This window comes from Kitasatospora atroaurantiaca (genome assembly GCF_007828955.1).
Classification (GTDB): Bacteria; Actinomycetota; Actinomycetes; order Streptomycetales; family Streptomycetaceae; genus Kitasatospora; species Kitasatospora atroaurantiaca.
Map to the genome: position 1 here is coordinate 3,872,498 of NZ_VIVR01000001.1, position 14,095 is coordinate 3,886,592.

The 14,095-nt window shown below is 73.1% G+C and carries 14 protein-coding genes and 2 pseudogenes; 4 read left to right on the forward strand and 12 right to left on the reverse strand.

The genetic code is table 11. The features are described from left to right. Nucleotides 1-110: 110 nt before the first annotated feature. From FB465_RS17830 to FB465_RS17860, 7 genes and pseudogenes are all read right to left on the reverse strand, one after another. Nucleotides 111-1,100 carry an NAD(P)H-quinone oxidoreductase gene (locus tag FB465_RS17830; RefSeq protein WP_145791886.1) on the reverse strand — a complete coding sequence of 330 codons (990 nt, stop codon included), beginning with the start codon at nucleotides 1,098-1,100 and terminating at the stop codon, nucleotides 111-113. Nucleotides 1,101-1,209: 109 nt separating this feature from the next. Further along, nucleotides 1,210-2,145, reverse strand: coding sequence for a potassium channel family protein (locus tag FB465_RS17835; protein WP_145797414.1), 936 nt, complete (start codon nucleotides 2,143-2,145; stop codon nucleotides 1,210-1,212). A gap of 107 nt (nucleotides 2,146-2,252) precedes the next feature. Further along, a complete protein-coding gene (locus FB465_RS17840; protein WP_145797415.1) occupies nucleotides 2,253-3,434 on the reverse strand; it encodes a molybdopterin molybdotransferase MoeA in 1,182 nt (393 codons plus the stop codon). A gap of 23 nt (nucleotides 3,435-3,457) precedes the next feature. After that, nucleotides 3,458-3,700 (reverse strand): annotated as a pseudogene (locus tag FB465_RS17845) (DUF6457 domain-containing protein); the annotation flags it as partial. A 267-nt stretch (nucleotides 3,701-3,967) separates the two neighbouring features. After that, nucleotides 3,968-4,543: pseudogene (gene mobA, locus FB465_RS17850) on the reverse strand (molybdenum cofactor guanylyltransferase); the annotation flags it as partial. 25 nt (nucleotides 4,544-4,568) lie between these two features. Next, nucleotides 4,569-5,504 (reverse strand): MBL fold metallo-hydrolase, encoded by a 936-nt coding sequence (locus tag FB465_RS17855; protein ID WP_145791892.1) that lies wholly within the window; start codon nucleotides 5,502-5,504, stop codon nucleotides 4,569-4,571. Nucleotides 5,505-5,650: 146 nt separating this feature from the next. Beyond that, nucleotides 5,651-6,298, reverse strand: a complete 648-nt coding sequence (locus tag FB465_RS17860) for an FMN-dependent NADH-azoreductase (protein WP_145791893.1) — start codon at nucleotides 6,296-6,298, stop codon at nucleotides 5,651-5,653. A gap of 105 nt (nucleotides 6,299-6,403) precedes the next feature. Between FB465_RS17860 and FB465_RS17865 the strand changes: the two genes are divergently transcribed. Then, nucleotides 6,404-6,775, forward strand: coding sequence for a winged helix-turn-helix transcriptional regulator (locus tag FB465_RS17865; RefSeq protein ID WP_145791895.1), 372 nt, complete (start codon nucleotides 6,404-6,406; stop codon nucleotides 6,773-6,775). Between the two features lie 222 nt (nucleotides 6,776-6,997). Here the strand turns inward: FB465_RS17865 and FB465_RS17870 are convergent, their stop codons facing one another. Beyond that, nucleotides 6,998-7,759, reverse strand: a complete 762-nt coding sequence (locus FB465_RS17870; RefSeq protein WP_145791897.1) for a polyprenol monophosphomannose synthase — start codon at nucleotides 7,757-7,759, stop codon at nucleotides 6,998-7,000. Nucleotides 7,760-8,058: 299 nt separating this feature from the next. Here FB465_RS17870 and FB465_RS17875 point away from each other — a divergent pair, with 299 nt between their 5' ends. Next, entirely contained in the window at nucleotides 8,059-9,444 is a 1,386-nt protein-coding gene (locus FB465_RS17875) for a phosphomannomutase/phosphoglucomutase (RefSeq protein WP_145790464.1), read from the forward strand. A gap of 129 nt (nucleotides 9,445-9,573) precedes the next feature. Next, nucleotides 9,574-10,767: a mannose-6-phosphate isomerase, class I gene (manA, locus tag FB465_RS17880; RefSeq protein ID WP_145791899.1), complete on the forward strand. Its 1,194-nt coding sequence runs from the start codon at nucleotides 9,574-9,576 to the stop codon at nucleotides 10,765-10,767. Here manA and FB465_RS17885 read toward each other — a convergent pair. Together FB465_RS17885 and FB465_RS17890 are read right to left on the reverse strand one after the other, a co-directional pair. Next, nucleotides 10,757-11,281, reverse strand: coding sequence for a nuclear transport factor 2 family protein (locus FB465_RS17885; protein WP_211785811.1), 525 nt, complete (start codon nucleotides 11,279-11,281; stop codon nucleotides 10,757-10,759). The genes manA and FB465_RS17885 overlap by 11 nt on opposite strands. 17 nt (nucleotides 11,282-11,298) lie before the next feature. Continuing rightward, a complete protein-coding gene (locus FB465_RS17890; RefSeq protein WP_145791901.1) occupies nucleotides 11,299-11,886 on the reverse strand; it encodes a class I SAM-dependent methyltransferase in 588 nt (195 codons plus the stop codon). A 179-nt stretch (nucleotides 11,887-12,065) separates the two neighbouring features. On the opposite strand from FB465_RS17890, the gene FB465_RS17895 reads away from it, so the two are divergent. Further along, nucleotides 12,066-12,998, forward strand: coding sequence for an NADP-dependent oxidoreductase (locus FB465_RS17895; protein ID WP_145791902.1), 933 nt, complete (start codon nucleotides 12,066-12,068; stop codon nucleotides 12,996-12,998). A 17-nt stretch (nucleotides 12,999-13,015) separates the two neighbouring features. Here the strand turns inward: FB465_RS17895 and FB465_RS17900 are convergent, their stop codons facing one another. Then, nucleotides 13,016-13,522 carry a GNAT family N-acetyltransferase gene (locus FB465_RS17900; protein WP_145791904.1) on the reverse strand — a complete coding sequence of 169 codons (507 nt, stop codon included), beginning with the start codon at nucleotides 13,520-13,522 and terminating at the stop codon, nucleotides 13,016-13,018. Further along, complete coding sequence (locus FB465_RS17905; protein WP_145791906.1) at nucleotides 13,522-13,980, reverse strand: riboflavin biosynthesis intermediates N-glycosidase; 459 nt, start codon at nucleotides 13,978-13,980, stop codon at nucleotides 13,522-13,524. Before FB465_RS17905 ends, FB465_RS17900 begins: the two co-directional genes overlap by 1 nt. Nucleotides 13,981-14,095: the final 115 nt, after the last annotated feature.

A 14,095-nucleotide genomic window follows, 5' to 3' on the forward strand; every position in this document is an offset into this window, starting at 1 on the left:
TGGGACACGGACGGCGGCGGGACAGCTCCGGACCAGCCTCACACATTCCGGCATTCCAGGCATTTCGGACACCGCAGCCACCCGGGCGACAGGTACCCCGACGGGTGCTCCTACCTGGCCGGCGGAACCCGCAGCACCACCTTGCCCACCTGCTCCCCCGCCTCCAGCACCCGGTGCGCGGCGGCGACGTCGGTGAGGGGCAGCACCCGGTCCACCACGGGCCGGACCACGCCCGCCTCCACCAGCGGCCAGACATGCTCACGTACCGCCGCCACGATGGCCGCCTTCTCGCCCAGCGGGCGCGGCCGCAGCGAGGTGGCCGCCACGGCGGCGCGCTTGGCGAGCAGGGTGCCCAGGTTGAGCTCGCCCTTGACGCCGCCCTGCAGGCCGATGATCACCAGGCGCCCGTTGACCGCCAGGGCGTCCACGTTCCGCTGCAGGTACTTGGCGCCCATGATGTCGAGGATCACGTCCACGCCCTCCCCGCCGGTGGCCTCCCTGGCCGCCTCGAGGAAGTCCTGCTCCCGGTAGTCGATACCGACGTCCGCACCCAGCTCGGCGCAGCGGGCCAGCTTCGCGGGGCTCCCGGCGGTGACCAGCACCTTGGCGCCGACCGCCTTGGCCAGCTGGATCGCCATCGTCCCGATGCCGCTCGCTCCGCCGTGCACCAGGACCGTCTCGGCAGGCCGCAGGTGGGCCACCATGAAGATGTTCGACCAGACCGTGCAGGCCGCCTCGGGCAGCGCGGCGGCCTCCTCCAGGCTCACCCCCTTCGGCACGGGCAGCAGCTGCCCGACCGGTACGGCGACGCGCTCCGCGTACCCGCCGCCGGCCAGCAGCGCGCAGACCTCGTCGCCGACGCCCCAGCCGGCCACGCCGGGGCCGAGCGCGACGATCCGCCCGGAGCACTCGAGGCCGGGGTAGGGGGAACTGCCGGGGGGTGGGTCGTAGAAGCCCTGGCGCTGCAGCAGGTCGGCCCGGTTGACGGCGGTCGCCGCGACCTCGACCAGCACCTCGCCCGCAGCGGGCACCGGATCGGGCACCTCCGCCCAGGTCAGCACCTCAGGGCCGCCGGGCTGGGGAATCGTGATGGCTCGCATACCCGTCACGCTACGCGCGGACATGCCGTCAGGTCCCGTCGGCCCGCTGTCTCAGGTCAGGCAGCCGATCAGCCCCCGGTGGTTGCCCCGCCCCCCGAGCCGGAGGCTCTCAGGCGGAGCCGGCCCGCTGGATGGTGATGACCCGGTCGGTGAGCTGCAGGGTCGCGGCCTCCGGATCGGTGTAGTTGAGCACCCGTCGGCCACGGACCACCGCGAGCACCAGGTCGGCGCACTCACGCGGGCTGCGCCCGGCCTCGGCCCTGGTGACCGGGCGCTCGACCACGTCCAGACCGGTGCCGTAGGTGAACAGGTCCTCCATCACGGCGCCGGCGTGCGGGCTGAGCATCGACATGCCGAGCAGCCGGCCCGCCGAGCTGGAGCTGGTGACCACCACGTCGGCGCCGCTCTGCCGCAGCAGCGGGGCGTTCTCGTCCTCCCGTACGGCTGCGACGACCGTGGCGCCCTTGTTGAGCTGGCGGGCCGTCAGGGTGATCAGGACGGCGGTGTCGTCGCGCTCGGGGGCGACCACCACCTGGGAGGCCGTGGGGAGTTCGGCGCGCCGCAGGGTGTCGGTACGGGTGGCGTCACCCAGCACACCGACCAGTCCGTCACCGGTCGCCTGGTCGATCGCCTTGCGCTGCGGGTCGACGACCACGATCGAGTCCTTGCGGACGCCCTGTCCGAGCAGCGTGGCCACGGCGTGACGGCCCTTGGTGCCGTACCCGACGACGACGGTGTGCTCGCGCACGGTGGACCTCCAGCGGTTCAGCCGCCACTGCTGGCGGGTGCGCTCGGTGAGCACCTCGAGGGTCGTGCCGACCAGGATGATCAGGAAGATCACGCGCAGCGGGGTGATCACGAAGATGTTGGTGAGCCGGGCGGCGTCGCTGACCGGGGTGATGTCGCCGTAGCCGGTGGTGGAGAGGGTGACCGTCGCGTAGTACGCGGAGTCCAGGAAGTCGACCGTGCCGTCGGCGTTGTCGTGGTAGCCGGCGTGGTCCGCCCAGACGATCAGGGTGGTGGCGACCAGCACGCCCAGGGCCATGGCCAGCCGCAGCGCGACCTGGCGGAGCGCCGGGGCGGCCTTCCTGGCGGGCAGCAGGATGTCGGTGTCCCGGCCCGGCTCGTCGCCCGCGTGCAGCCGTGCCCTGCTCAAGGGGCCGGCAGCAGCTCGGTCCGGCCGCCGGCCGGGACACCGCCGGGCGGGACGACCGCGAGCGCCTCGGCGAGCGCGAGACCGCGCAGCATCGCCGGGCCGTCGAAGGCGAGCGGGACGACGCCCTGATCGGTGCGGACGACGGGCAGCAGCCGGGTGTCGGTGGGGTGCCCGGGGAGGTCGACGGCGGCGGGTTCCGTCCGCAGGTCGGGCCCCGGACGGCCGGAGAGGCCGTGCAGCAGCGGGAGGGCGAGGGTGACGGCCCCCGCGACGGCGGCCAGCGGGTTGCCCGGCAGGCCCACCAGGTGGCGGCCTCCCGGGAGTTCGGCGAGCAGCATCGGGTGGCCGGGGCGGACGGCGACGCCGTCGACCAGCAGGTGAGCTCCGGAAGCCTCCAGCGCGGCGTGCAGGAAGTCGACCGGGCCGGCCGCGGTGCCGCCCGTGGTGATCACGACGTCGGCGGGCGAGTGCCGGACGGCGTCCCGGAGCAGTCCGAAGTCGTCCCTGACCTGGCGCCGGCCGGTCAGCTCCGCCCCGGCGGCGCTCAGCCACGGGGCGAGCATCGGACCGAGCGCGTCGCGGACCCGCCCGGTCTGCGGCAGCCCGGAGTCGAGGAGCTCGTCGCCCAGAAGGAGGAGCTCGACGGTGGGGCGGCGGTGGACGGTGAGCCGGTCGTGCCCGCAGGCCGCGGCGAGGCCGAGCACGGCCGGGGTGACGGGCGTACCGGCCGGGAGCAGCGCTTCGCCCCCTCGGCACTCCTGGCCGCGCGGGCGGACGTCCTGGCCGGGGGCCACCTCGCCAAGGGCGTACAGCAGGCCGTGCTCGGTGCGGCCGTGCTCACGGCGCAGTACGCCGGTCGCGCCCGGCGGGAGCTGGGCACCGGTGGCGATCTCCACGGCCTCGCCGTCGGCGAGGGGTGCCGCGTCCTGCCCGGCGAGCACGCGGCCGGCCGGGCGCCAGGGGCCAGGCCCGGAGACGGCCCAGCCGTCCATCGCGGAGGTGTCGAAGGCGGGGAGGTCGGTGAGCGCGGCGAGCGGCGCGGCCAGGGTGTGGCCGAGGGCGGCCGCCAGCTCCGCCTCGATGGCGGGCAGCGGCTGACGGGCCGCCAGGCGGGCGGCACGGCGGGCCTGCGGCCACGGTCCGTCGTGCAGCGTCCCGGCAGTGGGCGGGGGCGCCATCGCGGGCACCTCGGTGAGCGCGCTCACGCCGGGTCCGCTGCGGCCCAGCGCTCGGCGAGCACGGTCGTACGGGCGTTGGCCGCCGCGACGGCGGCCGGCCCGCCGCCCTGCTGGGCGGCGGCGTAGCCGACCAGGAAGGCGGTCAGCGGCGCGGCCGGGCGGGCCACCCCGTGCGCGACCACGCGGGCGAGGTCGAGCAGCCCGGGCACGTCCACGTCGAGGTCGATGCCCAGCTCGGCGCTGACCTCGGCGATCCAGTCATCCAGCGTGCGGTCCATGGCCCCATGCTGCCCGATCCAGCGCCACGCGGAGGTGTTCCGGCCGTGAGTATCGCGCGTCGTTTCGCTCACTCCGGGGCCTGACGGCTGGTGAGCAGGGACTCTTAGGCACCCGATCCAGTTGCACCGCCCAGGGGCGCGAGGAACTGCGCGAGGTCGGAAGGCAACAGCCCGCAGCCTCCCGCGTCGCGCAGTTCTCGCGCCCCTGTTGTGGTCGCCCGGCTGCCCAGGTCAACAGTCGGGCCTCGCCTCGGCGCGTTCGCGTTCGCGGGCCTGGGCAAGTTCCTCCCAGGTGTCGCAGTCGTACGCCACTCCGTCCAGGTCCGCCAGCCGTACGGCGCGCAGCGGCGCGGTGAGCCGACGCAGCGGCAGCCCGGCCGGGTCGCCGAGGGCGGCGAGCGAGGCGCGCAGCGGGGCGGTCCGGTACGCGGCGGCCAGCGGCTGGTCACGCCCGGCCGCGTCGACCAGCAGGGCCACCTCGGTCTCCCCCTCGTCCTCGTCGAGGGCGGCGAGCAGCCGGGTGACGGTCGGCCGGTCGATGAAGGGCAGGTCGGCGGCGAGCAGCAGGACCCGTTCCGCGGTCACGTACCGGAGCCCGGCGGCGACGGCCGCGACCGGGCCGCCGCCCGGCGGCTGCTCACGCGTCCAGCGCAGGCCGCCGCGTACGGTCTCCCGCTGCGGGCCGACCACCACCGTCGTCCCGGCGTCGGAGCAGACCGCGAGGACCCGGTCGAGCAGGGTCCGGCCGCCGACCGCCAGCGCGGGTTTGTCCGCCCCGCCGAGCCTGCGTGCCGCACCGCCGGCCAGCACCATCGCGTCGTACGCCGTCATGGTGCAAGTATCGGCCCGCCGGGGATCAGGGATCCTCGATGATCTCGGCGTCGATGATGCCGTCCTCGTCCGGCTGGTGGGAGGCCAGGGTGATGCGGGCGGTGTTGGCCGACGCACCGAGTTCCAGGATGGCGGGGAGGGTCAGGCCGCCGTAGCGCTCGTTCACCGCCGCCGTGAGCCCCTCGGGGTCGCCGGGGTGCTCGGCGAGCGCGCGGTCGAAGTCCTGGAGGTACTCGCCGGTGAAGGAGAGCACCCGCATCGCGTCGTCGTCCGCGCCGGGTGCCCGGTGCCCGGCGATCACCCGGTCGATGCCGAGGTCGGCGATCCGGGCCAGGTTGTTGATCCACTCGACGCGCTGGACTGGGTCGGTGTCGGCCGTCCAGACGTGCGTGCCGTTGTAGACGAAGTCACCGGCCACCACGGTACGCAGGCTGGGGATGTGGGCGAGGGTCGAGGCCTCGCAGTCGCCCTGGCCCAGGTGCAGCACGCGGATCAGCTGGCGGTCGATCATCAGCGGCTGCGGCAGCAGGGGCGCGGGCAGCAGCGGCTGGTCGGGGATGTCGTCCCCGTACACCGGCTTCCACTGCGCCACCTTGGCGGCGCCCGTCCGCGCGATGGCGTCGACGACCGGTGGCGCGGCGAGCAGCTGCGCCCTGGGGAAGAGCCGCAGCACCTCCTCGGCGCCGAAGTAGTGGTCCGGGTGCTGGTGGGTGATGACGATGGCCAGCAGCTGGCGGTTCTTGCCCGCGATCCACTCGGCGAGTTCCCGGCCGGCGCTGCGGGTGAGCTGGGCGTCGACGAGGATGGCGGTGCGCTCGCCCATGATCAGGCTGGACGTCGCGAAGAAGGCCGCCTCGGGTCCGGTGAAGACCTCGATCTGCAGTGGGCCGGCGGCCGGGATCCCCGTACCGCGGCCGGCCGGGTCGGCTCCGGCGGTCTCGTCGGGCGGGGACGGCGTCACATCGGCTCCCTGGTCGGCTCGGGGGCCCGGACCGGGCCCATGTACGGGACCAGCTTGGGAGCAACGACCCTCGATTGCCGGTTAGGCGCGCCCGGGCGGTGTGGCCGACCACACCGCCCGCGCCACCGCCCGGGTGCCGGAGGGCGTCAGGCCGCCAGCTTGGCGCTGAGCGCCTTGGCCTTCTCGACCGCGTCCTGGTGCGCCTGCGCCTTGGAGGCGTCGGCGGTGTCGATGAAGTCGGCGAGCGCCGGGTTGACCCGGGCGAGGGTGAACTCGGGGAGGACGAAGTCGACCTCCAGGCCCAGCATGCCGGTCAGCACCTTCTCCAGGTAGGTGGTGACGAACTCGAAGCTCTCCCGCGGCGTACCCGCCGCGTAGGAACCGCCACGCGCCGAGACCACCGTCACGGAGGTACCGGCCGCGGAGGGCTGCTCACCGGCGGTGCGGCCCATCAGGATCACCTGGTCGAGCCAGGCCTTCAGGCTGGACGGGATCGTGAAGTTGTACATCGGGGTGCCGATCACCACCGCGTCGGCCTGCTCCAGCTCGCTGATCAGCTCCTCGCGCAGGGCGAGTGCGGCCTGCTGCTCGGGAGTGCGGTGCTCGGCCGGCACGTAGGAGGCGGTGATGCCGTCGGCGGACAGGTGCGGCACGGGGGTGGCAGCGAGGTCGCGGTAGATCACCGTGCCCTCGGGGTTCTGGGCCTCCCACTCCTTGCGGAAGGTCGCGGAGACCTCACGCGAGACGGAACCCTCGGTGAGCGCGGACGAGTCGATGTGCAGCAGTGTGGACATGGGAGCCTCCATTCGGAAAGTTGCTGCTCTTTCGTTGGCAGCTTCATCTAACGTAGCAGCTTACTTTTCTTTCGTCACTAGCGCGAGGGCAGTACGCTGTATGACATGGCTCAGGAAGCGGCACAGCAGGCGCACACGGCGTGCACCGGGGTGGACATGGCGCTCACCCGGGTCTTCGCCCTGCTCGGTAAGCGCTGGACCGGCCTGATCGTGGCCGTACTCAGCCAGAGCCCGGGCTACTTCTCCGAGCTGCGCCGGGCGATCCCCGGCATCAGCGAACGGATGCTCTCCGACCGACTCACCGAGCTGGCCGAGGCCGGACTGGTGGTGCGTACCGTCGACGAGGGCCCGCCGCTGCGGGTCAGCTACCACCTCACCGAGTCCGGCCGGGCCCTGCGGCCCGCGCTCGCGGAGCTCCGCAACTGGGCCGAGGTCCACCTGCCCCCGACCCCGGCCGTCTGCGACGAGCAGGGCTAGGCCCGGCGCCGATCGCGATCCGCCCCAGCGCCACGTACGCGGGCGGGCATCACGCCGACCGCGACCTTGAGGAAGAACTGCCCCAGATCAGGGCAGGCAACGGCAGAGCGTCCCACCAACGTGCCTTCGGTCCGGTCACGACAGCACCGTAGGGGCGGGACGCCTCCGAACACACCACGCCCGCCCTGACGGTACGTCAGGGCGGGCGTGGTCGGTACGGCGTTACTTCTTTCCGGTGAGCTTCTGGATGCGGGATCCGATGCCCCAGCCGGTGACGCGCCAGAGGGCTTCGACGAGGATGGCGCGGCTCATCTTGGAGGCGCCGAATTCGCGTTCGACGAAGGTGATGGGGACCTCGACGACCTTGAAGCCGGCCTTCACGGTGCGCCAGGCGAGGTCGACCTGGAAGCAGTAGCCGGCGGAGGCGACCTCGTCCATGCCGAGGCCGAGGAGGGTCTCCTTGCGGAAGGCGCGGTAGCCGCCGGTGACGTCCTTGATGGGGACGCCGAGCATGAGGCGGGAGTAGAGGGAGCCGCCGCGGGAGATCAGCAGGCGGGACTTGGGCCAGTTGACGACCTTGCCGCCGGGGACCCAGCGGGAGCCCTGGACGAGGTCGGCGGTGCGCAGGGCGGTGAGCAGGCGGTGGAGTTCCTCGGGCTGGTGGGAGCCGTCGGCGTCCATCTCGACGAGGACGTCGTAGCCGTTGTCGATGCCCCAGCGGAAGCCGGCCAGGTAGGCGGCGCCGAGGCCTTCCTTGCCCTTGCGGTGCATGACGTGGACGTGGTCGTCCTCGGCGGCGATCTTGTCGGCGAGTTCGCCGGTGCCGTCGGGGCTGTTGTCGTCGGCCACCAGGACGTGGACCTCGGGGACGGCGGTACGGACCCGGGAGGTGATCCGCTCGACGTTCTCGGCCTCGTTGTAGGTCGGGATGATCACCAGCACCTTGCCGAGATCGGCGAAGGTGCTCTCCTCAGGGGCAGTCACGTCTGTGCCTTTCGAAGCAGCTGGGAACAGGCAGCAAGAATGGGCATGCTACAACGGCCCGCATTCCCGGCCGACCGCCAGGCCTGGCCTGCACCGCCCGGCCGTCCGGCCCTCACCAGGTAGTCTTCCTGCTCAACCTGAACACCCGTGGGTCGCGAAGCAACCGGTCGCTCGCGTCCGGCCTCGCCGCCCGCTGCGCCTTCCCCCGACGCACGCAGGCCCGATGGGGCCGGAGCCTGCCCGCTGGTGTCGACCGACAGCGTGCGGCCCATGCCGCACCGAGCAGGGTGGAGCCAGCAGTGCGGGACCTGAAGCAGTTGGTGAAGGCGTACGACGTCCGGGGTGTGGTGCCGGATCAGTGGGACGAGTCGTTGGCTCGGGCGTTCGGTGCGGCGTTCGTGCGGGTGGTGGGTGCGTCGGCGATCGTGGTGGGGCATGACATGCGTCCGTCCTCGCCGTCGCTGTCGCGGGCGTTCGCGGAGGGCGCCGCCGCGTACGGCGCGGACGTGGTGGAGATCGGGCTGTGCTCCACCGACCAGCTGTACTACGCGTCCGGGAAGCTGGACCTGCCCGGGGCGATGTTCACCGCCTCGCACAACCCCGCGCAGTACAACGGCATCAAGCTCTGCCGTGCCGGCGCGGCGCCGGTCGGCCAGGACACCGGGCTGTCCCAGGTCCGGGAGCTGGTGGAGTCCTGGACCGCCGCGGACGACACCGTGACCATCCCGCCGGTGGACGTGAAGCCGGGCTCGCTCTCCTCCCAGGACACCCTGCGCGGCTACGCCGACCACCTGCTGGGCCTGGTGGACCTGTCCGCGATCCGGCCGCTGAAGGTCGTCGTCGACGCCGGCAACGGCATGGGCGGGCACACCGTGCCGACCGTGTTCGACGGGCTGCCGATCGACCTGGTCGACCTGTACTTCGAGCTGGACGGCACGTTCCCCAACCACGAGGCCAACCCGCTGGACCCGGCCAACCTGGTCGACCTGCAGGCCAAGGTCGTCGAGACCGGCGCGGACATCGGCCTGGCCTTCGACGGCGACGCCGACCGCTGCTTCGTCGTCGACGAGCGCGGCGAACCGGTCTCCCCCTCCGCGATCACCGCCCTGGTCGCCGCCCGGGAGATCGCCCGCGCCAAGGCCGCCGGCGAGCACAACCCCACCATCATCCACAACCTGATCACCTCCTGGACCGTCCCCGAGGTGGTCCGCGAACTCGGCGCCACCCCGGTGCGCACCCGCGTCGGCCACTCCTTCATCAAGCAGGAGATGGCCACCACGGACGCCGTCTTCGGCGGCGAACACTCCGCCCACTACTACTTCCGCGACTTCTGGCGCGCCGACACCGGCATGCTCGCCGCCCTCCACGTCCTCGCCGCCCTCGGCGGCCAGACCGGCACCCTGTCCGCCCTCACCGCCGAGTACGACCGCTACGCCGCCTCCGGCGAGATCAACAGCACCGTCGCCGACCAGGCCGACCGCACCGCCGCCGTCCGCACCACCTACGCCTCGCTCGAGGACGTCACCGTCGACGAACTGGACGGCCTGACCATCGCCGGCAAGGACTGGTGGTTCAACCTCCGCGCCTCCAACACCGAACCGCTGCTCCGCCTGAACGTCGAGGCCCGCGACCCCGGGAAGATGGCCGAGGTCCGCGACGCCGTCCTCGCCCTCGTCCGCGCCTGAGACCGCAGCCGACCGTCCGTACGGATCATGTTCCGTTCACCAGGCCGTACGGACGGTCGGTTAGGGTCGTCTCCTTCAGCTCCACCGGATCGCCGCAACACGACCCAGAGAACAGACAGGACCGCGCCCATGGACAGGCTCGTCAACACCGTCCGCCCCTACGCGTGGGGATCGGTCACCGCCATCCCCGAGCTTCTGGGTCAGGAAGCGACCGGCGAACCGCAGGCGGAACTCTGGATGGGCGCACACCCCGGCTCACCGTCCCGGGTCGACCGGGGCAGCGGCCCGCGTTCGCTCGCGGAGCTGATCGCCGAGGACCCGACGGCCGAGCTCGGCGCCGCGGCCGTGGCCAAGTTCGGCCCGAGCCTGCCGTTCCTGCTCAAGGTGCTGGCCGCCGGTACCCCCCTCTCCATCCAGGCCCACCCCGACCTCGAGCAGGCCAAGGCCGGTTTCGCCGACGAGGAGTCCCGGGGCGTCCCGGTCGACGCCCCGCACCGCAACTACAAGGACGCCAACCACAAGCCCGAACTCATCTGCGCACTCGACGAGTTCGAGGGCCTCTGCGGCTTCCGCACGCCCGCCGCGGCCGCCGACCTCATGGAGTCGCTGGGCGCCCCGGTGCTCGCCCCGCTGGTCGAGCTGCTGCGCAACAAGCCCGAGGCCGAGGCACTGAGCGAGGCGCTCGCCACCATCCTGTCGCTGACGGGGGCCGCCGCCACCGCCGCGGTGACCGAGGTCGCCGCGGCCGTCGAGCGGGCCGCCGCGGCCGCCCCGGGCGGGGAGTTCTCCGCCTACGCGTACGCGGCCCGGGAGTTCCCCGGCGACACCGGCCTGCTCGCCGCCCTGCTGCTGAACTACGTACGGCTCCAGCCCGGCGAAGCGCTCTACCTGGGCGCGGGCGTCCCGCACGCGTACCTGCGCGGCATCGGCGTCGAGATCCTGGCCAACTCCGACAACGTGCTGCGCGGCGGCCTGACGCCCAAGCACGTGGACGTCCCCGAGCTGCTGCGCGTGGTCGAGTTCAGGGGCGGGCAGCCCGACGTCCTGCGGCCGGTCACCGACGGCGCCGGCGAGCAGCTGTACCCGGTGCCGATCGACGAGTTCCGGCTGTCCCGCTTCGTCCTCGGCCCCGAGCCCCGGCGGGTCGACGGCGACGCCCCGCAGATCCTGCTCTGCACCGAGGGCGCCGTCCGGCTCGCGCACACCGATGGCAGCACCCTCACGCTGGCCCGTGGCGAGTCCGCCTTCCTCCCCGCCACCGGCGGCGGCACCGAGCTGTCCGGCCCCGGCGCCACGGTCTTCCGCGCCACGGTCACGCTGTAGCAGCCGGGGGCTCACCGGTCGTCCACACCAGCTGCAGGGCGAGCCGGCTCAGCCGCCAACCGCTCTCGGTCCGCTCGGCTTCGCCGTCCATCCGGCCGCCGATGTCGAAGTGGGTGCCCGGGGCGTAGCCGCGCTCGGCATGGGCGGCGTCCGAATGGACGTGCGCGGCCAGCAGGTTGAAGCTCAGTGTGGCCCGGTCCCCGTGCACCGCGATGGCGTGGTTCGAGCCGACGTGCAGCGTCCGCCCGAACTTCGCCATCGCCGCCGCCTGGAACTCTGCGAGCCCCGCACGCCCCGTACGGCTCCCGACGGGGAACTCCAGCCGGACGTCCTCCGTGAAGAACGAGCGGGCCCAGGCCTCGTCGAAGACCCGCTCGTCCAGGCTCGCCAGGTATCTGTCGATCAGCCTGGCGACCGCGTCCCGGTCCACGAACGCCCCGAGCAGCTCGCGCAGCATCGCCACCTCGGGGTCTGCGGGGATCCGTGCGTGTGCCTTGGTCTCTGTCCGTGTCATGCGAGAAGCATGGAACCTCAAGCCGACTTGAGGTCAAGCCCCAGATGGGTCCAGCTGACACCGGTCCGGCCGTGCGCGTCGGCGCGCTCGCTCCGGTGCACCTCCACCAGGCCGAACTCGCCTGCCAGCGCTACCGTTTCGTCCGCCGAGACCGGGTGCATCCGCCGCCCCTGCGGTACCGGGCCGTGCCGCAGCAGCAACAACACCCGCCCCTGCGGGGCCAACAGCTCGGACACCCGCCGCATCGCCCGCCCGCGCTCCGCCGGGTCCAGGTGCATCCAGACGGCCGTCGCCAACACCAGGTCGAACTTGCCTGCGACCTCCCGGAGTTCAGGCAGCGAGTCGCTCAGCCAGGTGAACCCGGCCGCCTCGTGCACCCGCAGCTCGACGGTCGGCTCCACGGCCACCACCGTGTGGCCGCGGGCCGCCAGTGCGGCCGCGTCCCGGCCCGTCCCGGCGCCGAGGTCGAGCACCCGGGCCGGAGCCTCCGGGAAGAGGTGCAGCACCTCCCGGTGCACCTTCTCGAACGTCACGCTCTCGTACTGCCGGGCCAGTTCGCCCGCATCCTCGCGATAGCCGGCGGTCCCGGCCGGACGTGTCTCCATAACGTGGCAGCACATCACGGGGCCGGCCGTACGCACCAGGGGATTCAGCCACCGGCGCAGCCTGGGACTGCCGATCCCAGGCAGAACGGTCCTCTCCACACCCCGGCTCACGGCTGAGAACGTCTTGATGTCGGAAGCACAAGGCAGTCCAGGTGGACCGTCCAAGAGGAGAACCAGCCATGCGCGCAGTCGTCGTGAAGACCTTCGGTGGACCCGAGGTCATCGAGATCGCCGAGGTCGAGATCCCGCAGCCGGGCCGCGGAGAGATCCGGATCCGGACCCAGGCCGTCTCCGTGCACCCGGCCGATGCGGCCGTCCGCTCAGGCGCGGTGGCCCACCACCTGCCCGAGCGGCCCCAGCACCAACTGGGCTGGGACGTGGCCGGAACGGTCGACGCCCTCGGCGAGGGGGTGGACGGCTTCCGTACCGGGGACGCCGTGATCGGACTCTCGCACTGGTTTGCGAGCCACAACGGTACGCACGCCGACTACGCGGTGCTGCCCGCCTCGGCGGTCGGCCCCGCTCCGGCCGGTACGTCGGTGACGGCCGCCGCCACCCTCCCGCTGAACGGACTGACGGCCCTGCAGGCACTGGAGCTGACCGGGCTGACCGAGGGGCAGACCCTGCTGGTCAGCGGCGGCGCGGGCGCACTCGGCGGGTTCGCCGTCCAGCTCGCGGTCGGGCGCGGCCTCAAGGTCATCGCCATCGCGGGGGCCGCCGACCGGGAGTTCATCACCGGTCTCGGTGCCCGGTGGGTCGAGCGCGGCGAGGACGCGGTCGCGGCGGTCCGGGAGCTGGCCCCGGAGGGCGGTGTGGACGCGGCCGTCGACACGGCCCTGCTGGGCACCTCCCTGCTGGCCGCCGTCCGGGCCGACGGCGCCTTCGTCTCCGTCCGCCCCGACACCGTGCCCGACTCCGAGCGCGGCATCCGGGTCGCCGTCATCGACGTACGCCCCGACGGCGCACAGCTCGCCGAGCTCGCCGCCCTCACCGAGGCCGGCCTGCTGACCCCGCGCGTCGACTCCGAGTACCCGCTCGCCGAAGCCGCCAAGGCTCACGCCCGCCTCGCCGAGTCCGGCACCCGCGGCGGCATCGTCCTGACCACCACCTGAGCCGTGCCGCCGGGACGCTACACCGCCACCCGCAGCCGCCACCGGACCTCGCCGTCCAGCCGTTCCCCGGTGGGCGCGAGGCCGGCTGCGGCGGCGACCGCGGCGGAGGCGCCGTGCTCCGGGTGGACGTGCGCGGTCACGGTACGGACCCCCTGGCCGACCAGCCATGTCACCAGGCCTCGGGCCGCCTCGGTGGCGATCCCCCGGCCCTGCCAGGGCGTCCCCACCACCCAGGCCACCTCGGCGGCGGGCTCGTCCTGCCCGGTGGCGACCGTCGCCTGGACCCAGCCCACCAGGCGGTCCTCCGCCCGGAGCCGCACCACCCAGTTCCACCACCTCTCGGCCGGATCGGGCGAGCCGGCCGTCCACCGCTCGTAACGGGCCCTCAGTTCCGTCGGCCGCTCGGGCTCACCGCCGGTGAAGCCGTACAACGCCGGGTCCGCCATGACCTCGGCCATCTCCTCCGCGTGCTCGACCCGCAGCGGCACCAGGACCAGCCGCTCCGTACGGATCTCCCGGATCATCACCGCGCGGTCCCCTCGCGCTCGACGGCCAGCCGTGTCCGCGTCCGCATCAGGATGCGGCCCAGCATGTTCCTGCCCGTACCCGTGGAACCTCGGCCCCAGTAGTGGTCGGTGGTGGTGTCCTCCACGAGATCCTCCTGACCGGTGGCCAGCAGGATCTCCCTGATCTCCGGGTTCTGCGAGAACTTCCCGTGGACCGCCCGCCGCATGACGTCGTCCCTGACCTTCTCCCAGTCCCGCCGCAGCGGCCGCGCACGGGTCCGGCCGAGCTCCGCGGCCTGCAGGGCCGACGACGCGCGCCGTATCCGGTCGGCATGACCGGTGCCGGCGTACTTCTGCGCCTGGAAGTAGTGCTCGGACGTGGGCCACCAGAGGCCGTCGGCGGAGAAGCCGTGCGGGGAGAAGTTGGAGAAGCACCCGTACGGGACCTCGTCCGCACCGTAGAAGTAGATCGTCACGGAAGTAGGTCCAGCCCCTCGGTAGCCGTCAGGGGCACCGTAGCCTCACCCCACGCCCCCTGCACGGGGGTTTTCGGGCGTCCCTCGGGCCGGCTCTCGTTCGTTGCCGGCGGAA